Consider the following 20,651-nt stretch of genomic DNA (forward strand, 5'->3'; position numbering starts at 1 on the left):
TCAGACGGACGAAGCATAGACAAACGTGAAAAGTATCGGCTAGTCATTTCGCATGGGCTGGATTCCGAATTGGCTGCGACGGGCAGATGTCAGGCTGCAGCCTAGGGCCGGCGCTCAGGTCGACTTACAACCACTGTCGGAGCGCGGCGGCCGATGGCTGAAGGCGAACTTGTTTCGCTTCCCGGGGGCCGTGTGGTCGCGGAAGCGTGGCTGTGTGGAGCTGTCAGAGGGCGACGTGATCGCGCTGCATCTTGTTGTCGAGCGGATCACGGAAGCCGGGCTGAAGGTGCGGCTGTCGGGGCGCCTTCGAGGTTGGGACGGTGCATCGCCTGTTTGGACTTTGCTGGTGCGCAAGTGTTAGGGGATCGGCCCGTTTTTTTTGTTCGCATTTGATGCCACTATCCTCGCCCGCTTTCTAAGGGTCACAAGCCGCGCTCGGTCCAGAGTCAGCTCGGCGTCGGGTTCACCAGCGACAGCGGACATCACGTCGGCTGAACTGCTCTTCGGCTTAGGGGCATGAACGGACTCTTGCATCGCAACGAGATAGCTCTATTCAATCACCTTGTCAGCGCGAATGAGTAGTGAGGTCGGCACTGTTAAGCCGAGCGCCTTGGCCGTCTTCATGTTGATCACAAATTCGAATTTGGTCGGCTGCTCGACCGGCAACTCGGGAGGCTTGATGCCTTTGAGGATCTTGTCGACGTAGGTGCCAGCACGACGCAATAGATCGAATATATCGGGGCCGTAGACGACCAAGCCGCCATCCGCGAATTGTCGGAAGAAATGCATTGCGGGCAGATGATGTTTCGCAGCGAGCGCGATAACTCGTGGGGCTTGGCGAATGATCAGAACATCGCCCAAGACAATCATTGCATCGGCGCGCTGGGCGGCGGCCGAGGCAAAGGCGATATCAAGTTCCTCGTCCGTGGTCGCCTCAACTATCGGCAGAGCCACGCCCAGCTTCCGCGCTGCGCTTGGTGCCTCCTCGGCTACCATCAGCCTATGCATGGGGTTGCCCGGATTGACCAAGAGCGCAATTTTCGACGCGCGAGGAACCAGTTCCTGGAGGATTTGTATTTGTTTGGCGGTCCAATCTCCCGGCACCCAGCTCGCAAGGCCGGTGATGTTACCGCCTGGATGCGCGAGGCTTTGGATGAGACCGAGCCCCACGGGATCGGCGACAACCACGAATACAATCGGAACGGTGGCAGTTGCCGATTTAAGGGCAAGGGCTGGTGACGGCCCTAGGGCAATTACCAGATCGGGAGTTAGCGCCACCAACTCCGCAGCTAGGGTTGCCATGCGATCCGGAGTTTCGGCAAATCGATATTCAACGAGCAGGTTCTTGCCTTCGATCCAGCCCTTCTCGCGCAAACCATTGCGCCACGCGTTGCGACCCTGAGAATCTAGGAATCCGCCCAAGAAGCCGATCCGGCGAGGCGCGCCTTGGGCCCGCAAAGGTGTTGGCGAAACCAGCAGCACCGCAGTGCCGGCTATGAACTCCCGCCGCTTCATTCGTACCTCATTGAGGCCTGAGGACGATGGGAGGCAGGGTATCACGTCTCGTTAGTTGGTGCACCCACAGCGGCCAGCTGCGGGTATAGGCCGCAGGAGCAACTTCGGGTCACGTGCCGACATCGCTAGAGGCGAGCGCCAGGCTTCACGTAGTGGCACTATTGGATGGGGTTGGAAGTCATGACTTATCGTGTTCGTACTTCTCCAGGAGCAGCCGATTATATTCCTCTCTCACGGCCTTCCGCGAAATATGCCCTCTTCGGGTTTTGGCAATCTGCAGAAGATCAGGATCGGTCGGTGCCCGTGATTTCCGCCTAAATCTCACAAAGAGTCTCGCAGTGGGCGAAGACGTCCTTCCAAACAGTCGGTCAAACCATCCCATGATGTCCTCCCCGACGGGCCGCAATTGCGACACTATCACCATGAATTTGGAGGTCAAAAGGACAGCGCGACTGCATCTTTCAAAAAACTCGCAACCACGTAATCCGCAACGGGTATTAGCGGGCCGGTTTACGACGTTATCGGCACTCGCACGATATATCCGCTACGGGTCAGAAGCGGTCTTCGAGCGGGTGCGGGCGGAAGGTCAGCTATGGGCCAGGAAGCGACATATGCAGCGCAACAAATCACATCCACATTGAGAAGCTTACGACCTACTTCGCCGCAACAATTCTTATGCCGCCTAGTTGGCGCTGTTGAACGAGTTCGACCAATCTAATGTACGATTCATGAAATGCGTCGTGTCCGAGCGGTGTTCCGGCCTGTCGCGCTTCTTCGCGCAAGCGTTGATACATCGCGAGGCGATCCTTTAGGATTGGGCCCCATTCATCGGTCAAGTCTGTGACCGAAAGCACCTTGAGGCCAGTGCCCTCGACCAGGCGACGGTACTCGGGAATCGAGCGGAGCGGCTGAATTGCCATCCCGTCCCACATCAGTTGAGCATCTGCGGCTGAAAGCGGTTGATTGGCGACCCAATCGGTAAAGGCCAATCGACCGCCTGCCTTGAGAATACGGCTGGCTTCCATCGCAGTCCTTTTCACATCAGGGACGTGACAGAATGATTCTTGGCTGACGACGGCGTCGACGCTCGCGTCAGCCAGTGGAACGTTCATCACGTTGCCCTCGACGATTCGCGCCACGTCCTGAAGTCCGACCCGCCTGGTCAGATCCTGCGCGCCTGCGACGCGCACAGGCGTGAATTCGATACCAGTGACATTGGCTCCGTACTTATAGGCAAGATAACGCACGGTACCGCCAAGACCGGCGCAAAAGTCGGCAACGAGCGTTCCTGAGCCGATCTGAGCTTGCCGCGCCAGTTCGTCCGTGGCCTTGAGTCCACCATAATGATCCTGGTCGTGCGGAGACAATTCCTCCGGGCGCAGGTTATCGAGATGCCCGCGGGTCGCTTGCAGCTTGGCCAAGATGATGTCGCGCGAGATGGGATGCCGAGTGTAGAAATATAGCAACTGCGAGGTGGCGTCATTCATGAAACTCGCTCCATGGCTCGGGTCCACACCAAACTTCGCACTCAGACTAGCCCAAAATCGGAGCCACGCTAGATTTGCGCCGCAACAATTCCGAACGGCGCATGTCTTGTGTGGGTCAAAAACAGAAGTCGCGACCTCGCGGTGCAATGTCTTTCTTTGCTCCCCGCGAGCAGACATCGTCAGCATTGAGCCGCCGGGTGCTCGCGATTTCGAACTCAAAATCAATCTCAAAACTCTGCCACAGTCGGAGGTCGCATTGGCAGAAATTGAGAGAATCAAAAAGAAGCCTGAACTACTTTAGCGCGCTTGGGCGCGCCACGAGGCTCTGATGTGGGAGCCTGCGCGACCGCACCTGTCGCCTAACGCACATACGGGCTCAACGGAGCCGACCGAACGGCCAACGGGGTACCGCCCCAGCGTTTGGGAAACTGGGGCGGCATTGGGGCTGGGTTGTTGTCACGGCGTTGGAGGGCGCCGTGGACGAGATAATAGAACTTCAATTCGGCCATGGAGCCAATTGTCCTGAGGTACAGGATCAGAGTTCGCTTGGGCCTTTGAAACCAGAGCTAGAGTTCGGCGGTCCCTGCTGCCTCCTAGATGAAGCCCGGCCGCAGCTTCGGTGTCGACGGCGGCGATGCCGGCGACGGCATGAGCGGCATCGGCCCGCGAGCAGCGGCCATGACGGCCTTGAGTTGCTCCTGGGCTGCGCGGATCGTCGGGTCCGGATGTGACCACGCATCAGGCGGAGGTCCCATCTTCTGCGGGACGTGATTGTACGCCGAGCGCAATTTGTCACGCTCGGGATCGAAGATCACGCCTCCGCCGTACAGGTGCATCGCCAGCGCGTTCTTGACCTCCGGCGGAAGGTTGATCTTGCCCTTGGTGAACTCTTCGAGCACTTGGCCGCTAAGGACAGCGGCGTTGGTGCCGATGCCGTCGAGCAGACGATTTGCGATGGCCCTGATCGCGACATCGTCGGCATCGGGTGCCATGTTGCGGGCGATCTCGCGGGCCTTGGCCTTGTTGTTGGCATCGTTGATCGCATCGCTGACGTCGGCGGCAATCCGGGCGAGCGGTGTCCCGCTCGGGCCGCCAGTGCGAGTTTGCAGGTGCTGCAGGAGCGCTTGCGTGCCGGTGATCTCGGGCCCGACGACGGGCTTGCGGTTGAACATATTCATTGCGGTGCTCCCTGGAGCTTGAGACCCATGCGGCGCGCCAGCGCCGCGAGTTGTTGATCGGTCACGGTGAACTGACGCCCGAGCGAGAATTGCTTGAATTGGTCGAGGGACATACCGGCGACAGCTGCGACTTCGTCGGAAAGATAGAGCGCGGCGCGGGCTTGAATGCGGCGGATATCGGCTAGTGTCATTATGGTCCTCCGACAGGCAGGCGCGCGATCAAATCGCGAAAGCTGTTGCGGCGCGGCTCGATGGTGCCGCGCGGCAAGCTGCCGTAGATGCGCACGGGCATCGAGCGCATCGAGCGCGTCGGTCGCGGCGGTGCCGGCACGACCCGCCCCGGCTTGATACTGATATTATCAGCATCAGCATGCAACTCCGCCGTATTTTCGGCGTTGCTCGACCATGCGACTCGCAACTGCTCCAGCATGACCTTGCAGCGAAGCAGCCCGGCCACAGCAGCGTCGTGAGAGTCGACGTCGCGCCTGGAGAGGATCAGCGTTGTTGGATTGCTCGGTTTGTCGGTGAGGCCGATATGAACAGCCGTGGCCTTCAGGATTCGCGCGTAGTAACCTGACGGGCTGTGTTAGTCACGGATCTCGGCTTCGAGCACGCTGGCGCAAATCGAGAGCGCCGGCATTGTCCGAGCAACTTCGTCGACGACCTCAGCGCAAATGTGGAGCCTGCCATCGGCGGCATAGTCGAGAGCGCGCACGAAACCAACGACCTTGCTGATATCATGTCCAAGCACCAGCGGAAGCGTTGCCAGGTCGGCAGGAAATGAGATTGAGTTGCGCGCGAAGCTGCACCGGTCGGAATCGATGTCGCTCGACGCGGCGACGCCCGTGATGACAACTGGTCCGACAGTTCGGGCGAGCAGAGAGAGTGCCGGACGCGAGACCGGCATGCTTCGATGTCGGATCGCCAATTGCGCCATTGCGAGCTTGAGCGCGTGGCCTCTCATGGCTTGCGCTTCCTCGGTGCCTGCACTCCTCGCGGACTGCCCGCAACCTGCGCGCCAGTTCCACGATCGCGGCGTTCTCTTTCTCGAACGCTGAGCCGCCCACGGGCCCGGCGACTGCGATCTGCTCGGCCATCATCGGGTACCGGTCGGCGAACGGGACCGGGCTGACGTTCGGCGTTGAGGTCAACCGCATGCCTTTGACGATTCCGTCGCGCTTGTCATGGATCTCGGCAGGGCCGCCGTCGGCAACGACGAACGAACCGCGTTGCGGAACTTCCTTGCGCGTCGCCATCATTGTCCTCCGCCGTGCGGTGATGAGAGGCCGGGCCCCGTGGTTGGGCAACGTCGCGTCCGGCGCGACCACCCTGACCGCGCGAATGTTATCGCGGCTGCGGCGAGATCAAGCGAACTCGGTGCACGATGGGCGTGATACGCGCGCTGTACTGCAACATGAGATTCAGCGAAACTTCGAGGTCATGGGCACCCCCTTCATTGCGAAAAAAGCGGATGCGAAGTACCCCCCGGGGACCCAGCAAGGCGGACGGTCTTGAATGCGGAGGATTAGGCTGTGGCGAAAGCGTTTCGCGACACTTTTGAGAACACAGAGCCGAGAGCGGCGTTGATATCTCTCAGCTATCAGCCCGCGTAACGTCATTGCTAAGGGAATGACCCGCTGGAATGCCAATGACAGTCACTTGTCCAACGACGCTTTGAATGGGTGATCCAGACATTTGCAGCGGGATCATCCTTCCCAACAGCGCGGCAAACGTCTTGGGGTGCCTATCGGCGAGGAAAAAAAGATAACCAGTCAAACCATTCGCTCCGGCGCCATCGCCGCCGTGGGCTTCCGCAGCGGCAATGATGGCCTGACGCAGATCGCGTGTGATCCGATTTGCTTGCCCCTTCACGCGCGGGCGCGGCCGGAGATTCGCGATTCGCCGCCGTCTTAGCTCTTCGCCTGCGGTCAGCATGGTGTGCCAGCGTGGTTTTTAGAGTCACTAGACCGATCAATGTACTCCTTCAACGCATCGCGTCCAGTATCGCCCTCAGCTGCCCCTAACATTGCGCGGCAACAACAGCAGCAGGGCACCCGGCCAAATCAGTGAGATCAGTGGAATCAGTGATCGTCTTCTCCTCTCCCTCCTGCTCACCTTTTATCCCTTTGACCTTCTGAGTTGTTGTTGTCAGTAAGTAGGGGGAAGAGGATGGAAAATCACTGATTTCACTGACGACCACTGATTTGGTCGGTGTTTACATCGTCAGTTGCTGGGCTGCTGCCATCGCACGCCCAGCCTCGCCGGCGTTCATTGCAGCGTTGAGCAGCCATCGTGGCGTTCTCTGAGACCTTGTAAACCGATCAGGCTCGGTCGCGCTGATCAACGTTCTAGTCCAGACCTTTTAGGCTAAGGATGTAATTCGCGAGAGCTTCGGCTTGATCGGGCGCGATGACCAAGTTCGGCATGTTCTGGTGGCTGGTTTTCAGGAACACTTTTAGCGAAAGCGCCGTCGTTCCATGCCTGTTTGCGATTGCCGCGAAGGCCGGCGCCTGATCCGACATTCCCGCCATATGCGGTTCGATTGCATGGCACGACTTGCACCATGCAATCGCGAGACGATGTCCTCGCGACGCGCTGTCCGCAGCCAGTTTAGATCCGTTCGCATGGTGCACGCGGACAAGAAACAACGCCGCTGTCGCGATCAGCATCGCGAGGCTGACTAGCATGCTTCGCGACATTTTCCGGCTTCTCGCAGTTGGACACTCACAGCAAGCCTGACTAAGCCATGGAGGACACGTCAGGTGTTGCGCTGGATCAAAGAACGAGAGATTCTACTCGTACCGAGAGCTCGCGCCTAATTTCGTTGCGAATTGCCCTCGGCGTAAGAGAGGATGATTGCGCGCAGGCGCACGCGGGCACCACACTCGCCAAAGGCCGCCTACCTAGCAGCTGTTCGGTCCGCACTACGCCCCTTAATGGAGGATACGGCAGTTTAGCACGCGATCAGGTCGGTATGTCCAAATCGCTTTGAGTAGTCGAGCAGGGAGACGATCGTGGGTGTCAGGCGGAAGACGGTCCGAAGTTTTCGGCATGGGGAGATCAAGGCCCTTCTGGTTCGGATATCGCGAGATCAGGAGACGCAAGGCCTTTTTGAATTCGGCGGGATCCGTTACGAGCTTCGCGCGTGCCGCCATCGATAGGCCCGCGATGTCCATCACTTGCGCGGGATCGTCATCCACAGTAAGCGAGACGCGATCGTCCCGCGCCAAGTTAGCTGCCTTCTGACTGTCCGCTCCGCACAGGAAGTAGATCCCGAGGCCATCATTGGCGTAGCCAACGGTGGTCACCTGGGGCCAGCCGTCAGTTCGTAACGTCGCGATCCTCATGGTGCGGTGCTGATCCAGAAGCCGAAGGATTCTCGGCCTGAACGATTCGTCCATTGGTCTTCTCCGTTTTTGACAGAATGTACGTCCGAAGAAGCGTGCGCTTTTTGAGGCAGGTCAAACGTCGCCGAAGACACAGGGCTGACGGCTTCTTGAGACAGGTGCGCCGGCTTCGAGCGGCACCTCAGAGGACGGCCGCTATTTGGCGACCCACACTCGTTGCCCTGCACTCCCTCATCACTAGCCGAACTGATCTTTTGAGCTGCATCAAACTGGCTTTCGCCAGCCGTGGTATCGTTCTTGAATCGGGATGATTTCCTCGGATGGGCCGATTTGCCAGGACAGCTCTATTAACGGCGCTCGCTTTCAGGGCACGCGAAAGGAGCGGATTGATCGTGACCTTTGAACTTTTCGGCGGTTGGTCCGTCGGACTAATTGCGCTTAATATCTGCGGCGAGGCGACTCGTGCTGGCAATTATTGCGTGACGAGACTGCGATTATGCGATCCTTGCTGATACTTTTGGTAGCCAGTCTCTTGTGGGCCACTTCCGTCAATGCGGGCGACGAGGAGCAGCAACGTGGCAAAGAGTTGCTGCAAAGCTTGTGCGCCCGCTGTCACTCGGTTGGCAGAACCGGCGCGAGCCCCAACAAGCAGGCGCCGCCCTTCCGCAGTTTTAGCGAAACCAAACTCTACGACAGCGACTTCCTGCAACGACTGCAGGATGGCTATAGCAGCATCCATCCCTCGATGCCGACCTTCCGCTTCAAGAGGGGCGAAGCGGAGGCAGTCCTGAACTACATGAAATCAATTCAGGAAGTACCTAAACCGAAGCGATCTCTGCAGCGATGAGTTTTGGGTTACGATCCGCCGTTCGCGGCATCTGGACTGAATTCAAAGGCGATCGCGGCACCGGTCCAGGGCGTCGCGAGACCGCATGCCGTTGCCCGGCAGACACTCATTTCAGAGTGCGTGGCTACATCCTTAATCTGACTAAATTTGATCTGCCGCAAAGCGGCTACGGGCCAGAGGACCATTCTCTAAAAAATTCACTCAGTGGAGCGCTGCCATGATCATTGAGCGCTTATCCCAAGAGCATCGCAACATCGAGAAATTGCTCGCCATCCTCGAGCGGGAGCTAGAGGTATTCGACCGCGGAGACCGTCCCGATTACGAGGTCATCCACGCGGTGATCAGTTATTTCGAAGTCTATCCAGAAGTGTATCATCATCCCCAGGAGGACTTGGTCTTTGCCAAGCTGAAGGTGCGAGATCCAGCTGCTGCCGCGAAAGTCGGCGATCTAGCTCGTGAACATCAGAAAGGGGCCCAGCTTTTACGCCGCGTCGCTCAGGCCGTCGACAGCGTGCTCGCAGATCGTGAACTTCTTCGCGAGGATGTCGATATTATCGTTCACGATTTTGTTGCGCACGAGCGCCGTCACATGATGATGGAAGATCGCGATTTCTTTCCTGCGGCACTTAGGGTTCTCAAGCCTCAAGATTGGACCGAGATCGCTTCGGCCGCAACGAGCCACAAGGACCCGCTGTTCAGCGATATTGCCGAAGGTCGCTTTAACGCACTGCGCGCGCATATTTTGAGACTTGAGCAGGAAGCCGAGGCCGATCGAAAGTAGACGCGCTTTCCTGGTTATGGGGTCACAATGGCGAGTACATCGCGCCGGCCGAATACAGGGGGGCGATTGAATTCCAGAACCAGGCGACGGGCGAAAGCGTTCGCCCGGCGCGCCACTGTGATCGGCCCGTTCCATCCAGAGGTGACCATCAGGGTTAGTGACGACGCCTCCAAGTCCCATGCCTAGTACCGCGCTGGAAACATGATCAAGAGCGATGGCGCGTGCTGGGAGCATGAAGATTTGATAGAGGAGATTGCTTGCCAACTCTCAGATGCGGCCGACGGCGTCTTCGGAGTAAGTGGGGTCGGCCGGTTCAAAAAATGTGAGCGGGCTCCTGCCGATCACTTCCGATGGCCCTGCCCCGCGACAAGGAGGAGCCCCATGCCTCGCTTCATCATCCGTTTCGCCAAGGATGTCCTCGGCGAAAATGGCCAAATGTCGGAGGTGTGGCAGACCACCATCGAACTCGACGCTCGGGACGAACGGGAGGCGGAGCTGATGGCCAAGGCGAGATTCTGCGATATTCACGGGACCCACGACTGGTCTCTGCATGCGGATCGTCTGAAGGTAGATCCGGCCGACTTTCCATCGTAGTCGCGCCGTCTACTATCCTCGAAGCTGAGATGTTAAAAGGCGCACCATGTCCGAAGCACTCAAATCCTCCTTCGTCGCATTTCTCATGTTCGCAATTCTTGCGCACTCCGCCGCGGCCGATCCCCAACACGGCAAGGACATCGCGAAACGCTGGTGCTCTAACTGCCATGTCGTCGAGCCCGGCCAGACAAATGCCATCGACCATGCGCCGCCATTCAGCCAAATTGCGCGAACGCTTGAGTTCGATCAGAATCAACTCGCGTTCCTGCTGCTCAGCCCTCACCCCAATATGCCAAGCCTGTCGCTGCAGCGGTCCGAAGTCTCGGATTTGGCCGAGTACATCCGCTCGCTCAAGTGAAAGAAGAGCCGGACCGCGCCGCGCTTGGCCGCAGCAGAACGCTTAGAGTGGGTCTGGCTGGCGCAGCTCTGACGCTGATCGCGTTCGCGCCTAAGCGACGAAAACTGGGTTTCTTGCGCGCGTTCCCCCGAGCTATCGTCGGATCGACCGATCCGCGGTTGCACAGCGGTGTTCAAACCGCGCGAGCGGCTACTCACCCAGCTGGTCGCAGCTTACACACACTCGGGGCCTCACCTTCCGAGCGAGCGGGGTTCTGGACCGCGCGAGCCATTCACCCAACGCTCGACGATCATATCGCCATCAACAATCGCGGCGTCGCATTAATGGACAAGGCGAGTTCGACCGTGCAATCACCGATTTTGATCGTCCTATTCGACTGACGACGGACTACCTCGCGGCATTGGATGCTCGAGCAATGGCTTATGGCCGCAAGGGCCTGTTCGACCGGGCGCTCGCCGACCTCGATTTGGTCATCAAAGCTGACCCGAGAATCCTGCTCTAATCCATAAGCGCGGAATGGTGAAGGCTAAAATGGGGACGGGGCCGATGCGGAAGCGGACCTTTGCCCGAGCCGAGGCACTTGCGTCCGGTGCTACCCCAGATGACGCCCACTACGATCGGATGCGCGCCCACTGGCGATCGGTACATGCTCATCCATTTGAGACATCGATCACGCCAAATTCCGAGACAGGCATGATCCAATAGACGATCCTGGACCCAGCGAAGGCCGCCTTCAGCCGTTCGAGCAACTCCGTCCCACCCTGCACCTTAAGAATTGTCCGCACCATCAGTTCGTCGGCGTGGCCTTTGACCCGCTCGGCTGATGTCTGCAATCGGACCTCCGGACCATGTCCCGCGGCGTCCGAAGCCGTGAAACCGGAAACGAGATCGCGCTGTTCGCTGAGATAGTCCAGCAACTCGTCGCGGAGCGATCGACTGGCGATCAGCGTTAGGCAGACGAATTCGGCACTCATCTGGCCCCCTTCACTATGCCACCAAACCGACGATAGAGGATCGGCAGAAGGATCAGCGTCAAAGCCGTTGACGACAGCAGGCCGCCGATCACCACGATAGCGAGGGGGCGCTGGATCTCTGATCCCGGACCGGTCGCGAACAAGAGCGGGATCAGGCCCAAGGCCGTGATGCTCGCCGTCATCAAGACCGGTCTGAGCCTGCGCATGGCGCCGTCCACCACGATACGGCCTTCGGGTACGCCCTGTGCGCGCAACTGGTTGAAATACGAGACCAGCACGACGCCGTTGAGCACCGCGATCCCCAGCAGCGCAATGAACCCAACTGACGCTGGAACCGACAGGTATTCGCCGGTAAGCACCAGGGCAAAGACGCCGCCAATCACGGCGAACGGAATATTGACCAGGACCAACAGCGCTTGTCGGATCGAACCGAAGGTCGTGAACAGCAACACAAAGATGAGACCGATCGCCACTGGCACGACGATCGAGAGGCGCGCGGCCGCGCGTTGCTGATTTTCGAACTGACCGCCCCAAGTTAGCCTGTAGCCTTGCGGCAGAGGTAACTCGGCCGCGACTTTCTGCCGGGCTGCCTCAACGAATCCGACCATATCGCGGCCGCGAACGTTGGCGCGCACGACGCTCATCCGATTCCCGTTCTCGCGATTGACCACGACGGGACCGTCCACCCGTTGAATGCGGGCCACTTGCGAGAGCGCCACATGCTGACCCGAGGCCAGAGTCAGCGGCAAGCTTGCGAGCAGTGTCGGAGCTTCGCGGGTGGTTTCGCTGCCGCGAACGAGGATCGGTGTGCGGCGCCCTTCTTCGAGCACCGTGCCGATCGTGCGGCCTTCGATCTGGGTGCGCAGCGAATTGGAGATGGCGTCCACTGTCAGGCCGAGGCGTCCCGCCTCCATCCGATTCACGGCAACCGTGTAATATTGTGCGCCCTCGTTAAGAGTGGTGTAGACGTCCTCGGCGCCGTCGATGCTGGACAAAACGGCGGATAGCTTGCTCGCAATCTCATTTAGCTTGGCGATATCGGGTCCAAAGATCTTCACTGCAACATCGCCGCGTACGCCGCTGATCATTTCCTGAACGCGCATGTCGATCGGCTGTGTAAAGCTGAGCGATAGTCCCGGGAAATTGCTGAGTACCTGCCGCAGTTGTTCAATCAGGGCCGATTTGTCAACCGTCTTCCGCTCTTCCGCGGGCTTCAACACCAGGAACGTATCGGTCTGGTTGGGTCCCATTGGGTCAAGCCCCAGCTCGTCAGAGCCGCTCCGGGCCACGATGCTTTTGATGTCGGGGACCTTCGCGAGGATGGCCGATTGAAGTCTGGCATTGATCGCAATCATTTCGTCGAGGTTGATTGATGGCAGTGCCTCGACGCTGACAATGATATCGCCTTCGTCCATGGTCGGCATAAAGGTCTTGCCGAGCTGGGTGTAGGCATAGCCAGCAGCGACGAGGACCGCAATTGCCGCGATGATCACCTTGCGTTCGTTGTGCAGAGCCCAATCAAGTGCAGGTGCATAAAGCCGGGACGCATTTCGGATCAACCATGGTTCGTGGTGCGGCGTGTTCTTGAGCAGGAACGAAGTTGCCACGGGGATGACCGTGAGCGCCAAGAGCAGCGAGCCGCCGAGCGCGAATATGATCGCGAGCGCCACAGGGATGAATAACTTCCCTTCAAGCCCCTCGAGTGTCAACAGTGGGACGAATACGATCATGATAATCAGCACGCCAGACGCGACCGGCTGGAGCACCTCGCACACCGAGCGATAGATGATATGGACGAGCGGCGCAGCTTTTCCTTGTGGCTCCTTGCTGAGATTTCCTACGACGTTTTCGACCACCACCACTAGGGCGTCGATCAGCATGCCAATAGCGATGGCAAGGCCGCCGAGGCTCATCAGGTTGGCCGACATGCCGACAACGCGCATGACGATCAGCGCTATGACGATCGCAAGCGGCAGGCTTAGTGCGATCACCAGGGAGGCTCGCCAATTGCCGAGAAACAGCAGGAGGAGGACGACCACCAGGACGGTTGCTTCACCAAGTGCGCGGACAACGGTACCAACCGCGCGGTCAACCAGCCGGCCCCGGTCGTAAAACACTTGGATGCTGACACTCTGAGGAAGCGATTGCTTGACCTCGTCAAGGCGAGCCTGGACGTCGGTCACGAGTTGGCGCGCATTCGCACCTCGCAGACCGAGAACAAGGCCTTCGACCGTTTCGCCGTGACCATCCGCGGTGACAGCGCCGTAGCGCGTCAGCGAGCCCAACTGGACACGGGCAATGTCCTTGACCCGGATCGGAACGCCGTCCTTGGTGTCGATGACGATTTGCCTGATGTCGTCGATAGTCCGAATGCTACCTTCGATACGCACAAGAGCGCTGTCTTCGCCCTGATTGACGCGGCCGGCGCCGTCGTTGCGGCTGTTCGTCTCGATGGCACGCCGAAACATCTCATAGGAAATGCCGCGCGCTGCAAGCGCATCATTGAGCGGGACGATCTCGAAAGCCCGAACATGGCCCCCGAGCGCGTTGACGTCGGCCACTCCTGGCACTGTCCGCAGCGCGGGGCGGATCACCCAATCAAGTAGACTTCGTCGCTCGGCCAACGAGAGATCCGCACTTTCGATGGTAAACATGAACATTTCGCCGAGCGGACTCGTGATCGGCGCCAGTCCGCCGGTAACCCCTTCTGGCAGGTCGCGACTGATGTTGGCCAGGCGCTCGGATACTTGGTTGCGTGCCCAGTAGATGTCGCTGCCATCCTCAAAATCGACAGTGACGTCGGCGAGCGCGTATTTGGTGGTGGAGCGCAGGATTTTCTTGTTTGGCAACCCGAGGAGCTCAAGCTCGATCGGCACGGTGACCCGCTGTTCCACCTCCTCCGGTGTGAGGCCCGGCGCCTTCATGATGACTTTGACTTGGACGGGCGAGACATCCGGAAAAGCGTCGATCGGTAGACTAGGCAGCACAACCAGCCCGGCACCGATCAATAGTAGCACGCCAAGAACGACGAACAGCCGCTGTGAAAGTGCAAATGCGACAAGCCGTTCGAGCATGACTAACCTGCCCCGAGCTTCAGCAGGATTCCCCGGAGCGCGGAGATGCCGCTGACCGCCACTTCGTCCTTATCCGTGAGGGTGCCAGAGACCACGACATGGTCCTGGTCCTCCTCAAGCAGCGTGACCGGCATCAGACGGAAGCCGTCCTGCGTCGATACGAATACTGACGCTTGTTCACCGCGGCGGATCAGCGCGCTGTAAGGGACTTCCCAGGCACTTTCCCGTTTGGAAGCGAAGGAGATTCGAGCGGCAGCAGTCTGCCCCGGCCGCAGGTCGCCGGAGTTCGGCAGCTCTGCCCGGATCAACACGGTTTGTGTCGCCGGATCGGTCGTTTCAGAAACGAGCATCACCTGGCCTGGAGTTTCGTAACCGTCGACCTCGACCTTCGCGCCTTGTCGGATGGCCTTGATGTTCGATGCCGGAACTGCGATCTCGACCCATAGCGGAGACAACTGTGCGACCTTGATCAGTGGTGCCGATTGGTCCACGCGTTGGCCGGGAGAAACGGCAATATCGATGACAGTCGCCGGCCGCGGCGTCGCGACCGTGAGGGTCCCATTGATTGCTGCTTCGCTCGTTACTTTTGAGATTGCCTCATCGGAAAGGCCACTCAATCGGAGCACCTGCCGACGCTCCGCGACTGCAATGCTTGCCTGCCGCGCCTCTGCTTGGCTCCCCTCGAGTACGCGCTGTGCCACCGCATTGCCTTGAAACAGTTGGGTGTTACGGTTGAGTTGTTGGGCAGCCAGAACTTCCTGAGCAACTGCATGCAGATACTCGCGCTGCTGCGACACGAAGCTTGGGCTCTCCATCGTGGCGAGCGGCTGTCCAGCGACAACACGGTCACCCCGCGCTACTGAAAGGTTGGTCACCATGCCAGCCACGGGAGCGCTAACGACCCACAATTGCGGGGTTGGAATGACGATCTGAGCGGGATAGGGCAGCGTCTTGTCGGTCGGGCTCGCAACGGGATGAATCACGCGGATGCCCAGGCTCCTTGCCTGCTCAGGGCTGAGTTTTAACTGATCCTCGGCCACCGCCTTGGACAGCAGGCCCAGGAACGCTAGTCCGATCAGGACGTGTGTCCAGTTCAGCCGGGGCGCTGATGAACTCGGATACATGGCGAAGATCCTTTGTAGCGACCGAAACCGAGAGTTTTGGCCGCTGTGACCGTATATTGCCGCCCTGCAGGTCAGAGGTTGACGTTCATCAATCCGGTCGCCTGTCTGACCTGACGGCAACACCGAGCGGAGCGACACGCGGCTGCTTCATGATGCACCTTCACCGACCGGAAGCTCTTGATCCATGTCAGCAACTTGTAAGATCGGATGTGCGATCATGAATTGCTGATCGCGCCTGCGCGACGGCGGCTAGGTATCTAGGAGACCCACCATGCTGCTGACAAAATGCGCTCTTGCGACGACCGCGTTCGCTCTCTGTTTTTTAGGTTTGCCTCAATCTGCGTTCTCACACGGAGGGACAGCGCAAAATCCGTGGGATTCTACGCACCTAACCAATTTGCCTTCGGAGATCCGAGCCCAGGCGGAAAAATGGGAGGCTGCGTGTGGCGCCCCGATAGCTGTGGCACAGCAATTTGCGCTGTACCTCACGACCCCCAGCGCTCAATTCGTTGCTCTTCACTTCGACGATTTCCAATGCCGCAACAGGGGGGTCGTCTGCGACGCATCAGGGTGTTTGCACGAGGTGTACACGAAAGTCCGGGGACGATACCGGAAGGTACTGACACTGCGCGCTCAGGATGTCCGCTTGGTGCGGGAGCAAGACGTCGCGTTTGTGGAGATACAGGACCGCTCGGGCGGAGCACGACGGCTGCTTCGCTGGAATGGCTCGCGGTTCGTGACTCAGACTGGGGCTGAGAACCGGTAAGCTCGACATCTATGCTCGGTGAAACTGGCTATCAAGCCGAAGTGGTACATCTCGTTTGAAGCGGGTCAGCCGCGAACGAGGCCGCATTTGTCGGCGGGAAACCAAGACCTTTTCCACGGAAGGTGAGGCTAAGGCCTTTGCGCGGACGATCGTCAATCGCGCCCTTCGCATTTCCGCTGGAACAACAAAATCCCGTTCAGTCAAAGCAAGTGATCGGGTCAAAGCGAGCGCGAGATGGAGGATTGGACCATGCTTCCGTTTACTCACGAACAATTTCTTTCCGTCTTCGCAAATTACAACACTGCTATTTGGCCAGTACAGATCGGGGCCGATCTGCTTGGTTGCCTTGCAATTGTCGTCTTGCTTTGGAAACCGGTACACGCAGATTTTGTTACCGCGTGCATCTTGGCGATCATGTGGCTCTGGACCGGGATTGCCTATGACGTGGTTTTCTTCTCGGCCATCAACAAGGCGGCCTATTTCTTCGGGACCTTGTTCGTCATTCAGGGCGCGTATCTGCTCTATTCAGGCGCGTATCTTGGCCACCTCCGTTTCGGTCTTGAACCCACACCGACCGCCTGGGTCGGCGTTGGACTCGTGATCTACGCTGCAATTCTGTACCCGTTGATCGGTATGTCGACGGGCCTCACTTACCCCCAGATGCCAATGTTCGGTGTAACGCCTTGCCCAGTGACAATTTTCACATTTGGAATGCTTCTGTTGACCACGCACCCGATATCTCGCTGGCTTTTCGTCATTCCATTCATCTGGTCCCTGATCGGCGGCAGCGCCGCCCTTCTGTTGCACGTACCTCAAGATTGGCTACTGCTGGTCAGTGGTTTCATCGCGGTCCACCTCATGATCCTGCGAGACCGAGACGTCCGTCGCTTGGCAGCGAACGTCAGTGCCTAACAGTTCACCCAGTTCGCTGAGACGCACTCCCTGCCGCCGCTCGAGGGCTCGGGTGTTCGGTTCGGGCCTAACTTAATTAGGCGGTCGCTGCTCGGCTCTAAACCGGCAACTACACTCACGGGGGCCCAAGTCGGAGATCAGTCATGCGGCGCCTTTGCACAATATCCGCGGCTTTTGAACCAGAGGATGGCGCCGATCCAGATGAGGCCAATCATGAAAGGTAGCACATAGGTTAGCAGCCCCTCACCTCTAGCTCCCGCACCGCTTCCGTTTTTGCATCTTGGGTTCCCACTGGTGCTCGGTGCCTAGACCTTGTCCCCGCAGCGGGACGTTTTCGCCGAGGAATTGCACGATTACACACGGCAGAAGCCCCGAGAACAAGAAGGACAATAGCTGCCTCGCATCATCGCACCCTCGTATGGCATGCTCTGGCGACAGCGCTGATTGCCTGTGTGACAATCGTCGGCCCCAAACTAAACAGAAGGACGACTGACCACATGTCGGTGGTCGGGGGAGCAAGCTGCAACAGGAGCGCTGCCGACGGCACGTAAGGCGGCACTGCAAGTAGTGCTGCACAAAGCAAGAGCGCACCCCAAAGCCAGCCATTTCGAGTGATTTCGTTCACGATGAGCGGCGAATGCGGATCGCGCATGTTGAACGTATGCCAGAGCTGAGCAAATGCGAGAGTGAGGAACGTGACAGTCACCGTTCCGCGAGCGTCCAGAGCGAGCCAAGATGACGCGGCCAGCGCACCGAACGTGCCGGCGGTCAATGCACCACCATGCAGGATTATTGTGATCCATTGCCGACGGCCCAAAATGGGCTCTTTTGGATCGCGCGGTGGAAGCTTGAGGATACCGGCCTCACCTTCGCCCATTCCTAGGGCGAAGGCCGGAAACACGTCTGTCACGAGATTGAGATAAAGAATTTGCATCGGCAGGAGCGGCAAAGGCAGCCCCGACAAGACTGCCAACCCAACTACCATCACCTCGCTAAGATTGCAGGACAAGAGGTAAGCGACGAATCGGCGGATATTCGCGAAAATGATCCGGCCTTCGCGTATCGCCCTGACGATCGTCGGAAACGCGTCGTCAAGCAGGATCATTGCGGCCGCTTCACGCGCGACGTCGGTACCCCGCAGACCCATTGCCACGCCGATATCGGCCTGCCGCAGGGCCGGCGCGTCGTTGACCCCGTCCCCGGTCATGGCCACGATCTCGCCTGCGGCCTGATAGGCCCTGACAAGGGCAAGCTTCTCATCGGGATTTACCCTTGCGAAAATTACGACATCGCGCAGTGCAGGCTGTCCCGTCTCAATCACCTGCGCGATGTCCTTACCTTCCACGACATTTGCAATCTTATCGGGTAGGCCGACCGCGCGGCCGATGCTTCGTGCCGTCACAACGTGGTCCCCGGTGACCATGACGACGCGAATTCCCGCTTCTCGGCAGTCTCGAATTGCCTGCGGCACGTCGGCACGCGCAGGATCATCCAAACCGACGAGACCGACAAGTATCAGTCTCTCATATGGCGCGGCATCGGCCAGCTTTTCCATTTTCATCGCGCAGGCGAGTACGCGCAGGCCACTATGGCCGAGCTGATCGGCCCGGCTTAGCCACTCCGCTCGCTTGTTGTCATCAAGGGCGATTTCGCCATGTTCGGCGGTTGCGCGCGTCGCCACCGCCAGGACTGCTTCCGGCGCTCCCTTCACTGCTACCAGCACGCCGTCACCACATTCGTGAATAGTCGCCATCATCTTGAGGGCAGGATCGAAGGCGTGCTTCCGAACGATGCCGTGTCCATGCAGCAAGACTGGCCGGCTCAAGCCCAGGTGTAATCCGGCCCGGAGCAGTGCAACTTCCATCGGGTCGCCGCAGCCGCCTTCGTCCTCGCGGTTGAGATGGGCCTCGTTGCAAAGAACTGCAATCCGGAGCAATCCGGCCGCCGGTCGGTCGTTCGCCAGTTGCGAAGGCTCACCCTGTTTCAGCGCTTCCGTCTCGAGCGAGATGTCACGAGAGGCGGTGCAGAGCCGCCGCACCGTCATGCGGTTTTCAGTCAAGGTGCCGGTTTTGTCGGTGAGGATGACAGTGGTAGCCCCGAGCGTCTCGACCGCCGAAAGACGCTCGATTAACGCATTTTGCCGGGCCATGCGCCACATGCCACGCGCGAGGGCAAGCGTCGCGACGATCGGGAGACCCTCTGGGATCGCAGCCACAGCGAGCGCGATGGCCGCCTCGACCATCACGAAGGGATCTTTACCGCCCATGAGGCCGGCGCCGCCAATTGCAACTGCGACAGCAATGGTCGCCAAGACTAGCTGCGCCGTCAGACGCCCGAGCTTGAGTTCAAGCGGGGAACTGCCCGGGTCGGCTTCCAGAACGAGCCGCGTCACCCGGCCAAGTTCCGTGGCGAGGCCGGTCGCCACCACGGCTCCGGTGCCCGTACCCCGCGCGATAGCGGTGCCCTTGAACGCCATAGAAGCGCGATCGCCAAGCCGCATGTCTGCGCTGACTGGGCCCGTCTGCTTGTCCACGGCGACGGATTCGCCGGTCAGCGTCGACTCGTCTGCCGCTAGACGGGAGGCCTCGATAAGGCGGAGGTCGGCTGACACGGCGTCGCCGGCGTCCAAAACGACGATATCGCCCGGAACGAGTTCCTCGGCCGGGAGGATGTGAACGCGGCCTTCGCGCCGGACGCGGGCGCGGCGCGTCCCAAGCAAACGCAAAGCCTCAATTGATCGCGCGGCTTTTAGCTCGGTCACGAAGCCGATTAGCGCGTTGATGGCGAGGACCGCAAGGATGGCGCCACCTTCGTCCGGTTCGCCGAAATAGAACGCCAACCCTGCTGCAAAACTCAGGAGATAGACAACCGGGCTCTTGAACTGGTGAAACAGCAGGCTCATTACGCGGGTGGGGCGGCGCGTGCTGATCGTATTCGTATCGAAGCGCGATCGGCGCGCTTTGACCTCAGCATCGGAGAGTCCCTCGGAAGGGGACACGCGCAATTGCCGAAGCAGCTCAGCAACCGACAGCGCATGCGGCTTTTCCGGCAGGATTATCTGCTTAGCGTCTGCGTGACTTTCGATGGCGAGCCTCCTTTACCTAGGAAAGCGCACCTTTAGGGTAGACGAGCCTCGATAACCGGTCTTGATTTGGAGCAAGCGAGGGCCACTAAAGTCCGGAGCAATGAATCGGATGATTGCCCAAGCATCCGAACAGACGATCGAGCTTCGGGTCGAGGACATCGCCCAGCTCTTTCATACGCTCGGCCCTTTCCCGTTTCGGGAGCGAGACCTCGACCGAGAGGCGGAAGAATACATTGTGGGCTGGGCCCGAGAGCTCTCGGGGTGTCCAGCGATTCGGATTCGAGTTCATCATCCCAATACTGATGTGCAAGCCAAAGCAGCGCCGGAGCTCCGCGAAGCTTTAGTCACTATTTTGCGGATCGCGCGGACGCAACTTAAAGAGATATAAACGAGCTGTTCAGAATAGGACGTTGGTCGCTGACCATCGGCCTGGCCATTCTCATAACCTGTCTGCCGTTTGCGGCAGGTCGTGGTTGGTGCGCTATTCGTGAACCCCTTGCGGCGTCTCCTGGAGGAAAAGTCTGCTGATCTTGGGGTGGGTTGCGAACTGGCGCCCTTTAGGGATCTTTCTCCATGACTGGTGGCCGCTTGTTCGCCGGCGTGATCTGT

At 59.2% G+C, this 20,651-nt stretch carries 19 protein-coding genes; 6 read left to right on the forward strand and 13 right to left on the reverse strand.

Annotated elements, in window-relative coordinates; genetic code table 11:
- Positions 1 to 549: 549 nt before the first annotated feature.
- The 9 genes from AC0L3P_RS10290 to AC0L3P_RS10330 all read right to left on the reverse strand — a co-directional run bounded on the left by AC0L3P_RS10290 (position 550) and on the right by AC0L3P_RS10330 (position 7,581).
- Positions 550 to 1,515 (reverse strand): ABC transporter substrate-binding protein, encoded by a 966-nt coding sequence (locus AC0L3P_RS10290; protein ID WP_275170332.1) that lies wholly within the window; start codon positions 1,513 to 1,515, stop codon positions 550 to 552.
- Positions 1,516 to 2,168: 653 nt separating this feature from the next.
- The gene (locus AC0L3P_RS10295; RefSeq protein ID WP_275170331.1) at positions 2,169 to 3,002 is read right to left on the reverse strand and encodes a class I SAM-dependent methyltransferase; all 834 of its coding nucleotides are present in this window, start codon (positions 3,000 to 3,002) and stop codon (positions 2,169 to 2,171) included.
- 593 nt (positions 3,003 to 3,595) lie between these two features.
- Positions 3,596 to 4,180 carry a hypothetical protein gene (locus AC0L3P_RS10300; protein WP_275170330.1) on the reverse strand — a complete coding sequence of 195 codons (585 nt, stop codon included), beginning with the start codon at positions 4,178 to 4,180 and terminating at the stop codon, positions 3,596 to 3,598.
- A complete protein-coding gene (locus AC0L3P_RS10305) occupies positions 4,177 to 4,371 on the reverse strand; it encodes a hypothetical protein (protein ID WP_275170329.1) in 195 nt (64 codons plus the stop codon). The genes AC0L3P_RS10300 and AC0L3P_RS10305 overlap by 4 nt, the downstream gene beginning before the upstream one ends.
- Positions 4,371 to 4,610, reverse strand: coding sequence for a hypothetical protein (locus tag AC0L3P_RS10310; protein ID WP_275170328.1), 240 nt, complete (start codon positions 4,608 to 4,610; stop codon positions 4,371 to 4,373). The genes AC0L3P_RS10305 and AC0L3P_RS10310 overlap by 1 nt, the downstream gene beginning before the upstream one ends.
- Before the next feature lie 156 nt (positions 4,611 to 4,766).
- Positions 4,767 to 5,117, reverse strand: coding sequence for a hypothetical protein (locus AC0L3P_RS10315; RefSeq protein ID WP_473301785.1), 351 nt, complete (start codon positions 5,115 to 5,117; stop codon positions 4,767 to 4,769).
- Between the two features lie 656 nt (positions 5,118 to 5,773).
- Positions 5,774 to 6,115 (reverse strand): hypothetical protein, encoded by a 342-nt coding sequence (locus AC0L3P_RS10320; protein WP_275170326.1) that lies wholly within the window; start codon positions 6,113 to 6,115, stop codon positions 5,774 to 5,776.
- A 413-nt stretch (positions 6,116 to 6,528) separates the two neighbouring features.
- Positions 6,529 to 6,879 carry a c-type cytochrome gene (locus AC0L3P_RS10325; protein ID WP_275170325.1) on the reverse strand — a complete coding sequence of 117 codons (351 nt, stop codon included), beginning with the start codon at positions 6,877 to 6,879 and terminating at the stop codon, positions 6,529 to 6,531.
- A gap of 234 nt (positions 6,880 to 7,113) precedes the next feature.
- Positions 7,114 to 7,581: a pyridoxamine 5'-phosphate oxidase family protein gene (locus tag AC0L3P_RS10330; RefSeq protein WP_275170324.1), complete on the reverse strand. Its 468-nt coding sequence runs from the start codon at positions 7,579 to 7,581 to the stop codon at positions 7,114 to 7,116.
- Positions 7,582 to 8,023: 442 nt separating this feature from the next.
- Between AC0L3P_RS10330 and AC0L3P_RS10335 the strand changes: the two genes are divergently transcribed.
- From AC0L3P_RS10335 to AC0L3P_RS10350, 4 genes are all read left to right on the forward strand, one after another.
- Entirely contained in the window at positions 8,024 to 8,374 is a 351-nt protein-coding gene (locus AC0L3P_RS10335; RefSeq protein ID WP_275170323.1) for a c-type cytochrome, read from the forward strand.
- 217 nt (positions 8,375 to 8,591) lie between these two features.
- The gene (locus AC0L3P_RS10340) at positions 8,592 to 9,155 is read left to right on the forward strand and encodes a hemerythrin domain-containing protein (RefSeq protein ID WP_275170322.1); all 564 of its coding nucleotides are present in this window, start codon (positions 8,592 to 8,594) and stop codon (positions 9,153 to 9,155) included.
- A 381-nt stretch (positions 9,156 to 9,536) separates the two neighbouring features.
- Positions 9,537 to 9,749 carry a hypothetical protein gene (locus AC0L3P_RS10345; RefSeq protein WP_275170321.1) on the forward strand — a complete coding sequence of 71 codons (213 nt, stop codon included), beginning with the start codon at positions 9,537 to 9,539 and terminating at the stop codon, positions 9,747 to 9,749.
- Positions 9,750 to 9,795: 46 nt separating this feature from the next.
- Positions 9,796 to 10,107 (forward strand): c-type cytochrome, encoded by a 312-nt coding sequence (locus AC0L3P_RS10350; protein ID WP_275170320.1) that lies wholly within the window; start codon positions 9,796 to 9,798, stop codon positions 10,105 to 10,107.
- Between the two features lie 650 nt (positions 10,108 to 10,757).
- Here the strand turns inward: AC0L3P_RS10350 and AC0L3P_RS10355 are convergent.
- From AC0L3P_RS10355 to AC0L3P_RS10365, 3 genes are read right to left on the reverse strand one after another with little or no spacing between them, the layout of a single operon-like run.
- Positions 10,758 to 11,081: a DUF3240 family protein gene (locus tag AC0L3P_RS10355; RefSeq protein WP_275170319.1), complete on the reverse strand. Its 324-nt coding sequence runs from the start codon at positions 11,079 to 11,081 to the stop codon at positions 10,758 to 10,760.
- The gene (locus AC0L3P_RS10360) at positions 11,078 to 14,155 is read right to left on the reverse strand and encodes an efflux RND transporter permease subunit (RefSeq protein ID WP_275170318.1); all 3,078 of its coding nucleotides are present in this window, start codon (positions 14,153 to 14,155) and stop codon (positions 11,078 to 11,080) included. Before AC0L3P_RS10360 ends, AC0L3P_RS10355 begins: the two co-directional genes overlap by 4 nt.
- 2 nt (positions 14,156 to 14,157) lie before the next feature.
- Positions 14,158 to 15,279, reverse strand: a complete 1,122-nt coding sequence (locus AC0L3P_RS10365) for an efflux RND transporter periplasmic adaptor subunit (RefSeq protein ID WP_275170317.1) — start codon at positions 15,277 to 15,279, stop codon at positions 14,158 to 14,160.
- Positions 15,280 to 16,294: 1,015 nt separating this feature from the next.
- On the opposite strand from AC0L3P_RS10365, the gene AC0L3P_RS10370 reads away from it, so the two are divergent.
- Complete coding sequence (locus AC0L3P_RS10370) at positions 16,295 to 16,957, forward strand: DUF6064 family protein (RefSeq protein WP_275170316.1); 663 nt, start codon at positions 16,295 to 16,297, stop codon at positions 16,955 to 16,957.
- Positions 16,958 to 17,360: 403 nt separating this feature from the next.
- On the opposite strand, the gene AC0L3P_RS10375 is transcribed toward AC0L3P_RS10370, so the two are convergent.
- Entirely contained in the window at positions 17,361 to 20,042 is a 2,682-nt protein-coding gene (locus tag AC0L3P_RS10375) for a cation-translocating P-type ATPase (RefSeq protein ID WP_275170668.1), read from the reverse strand.
- Positions 20,043 to 20,151: 109 nt separating this feature from the next.
- On the opposite strand from AC0L3P_RS10375, the gene AC0L3P_RS10380 reads away from it, so the two are divergent.
- Positions 20,152 to 20,430, forward strand: coding sequence for a hypothetical protein (locus AC0L3P_RS10380; protein WP_473301786.1), 279 nt, complete (start codon positions 20,152 to 20,154; stop codon positions 20,428 to 20,430).
- Positions 20,431 to 20,651 lie beyond the last annotated feature (221 nt).

This window comes from Bradyrhizobium sp. WSM4874, assembly GCF_055811835.1.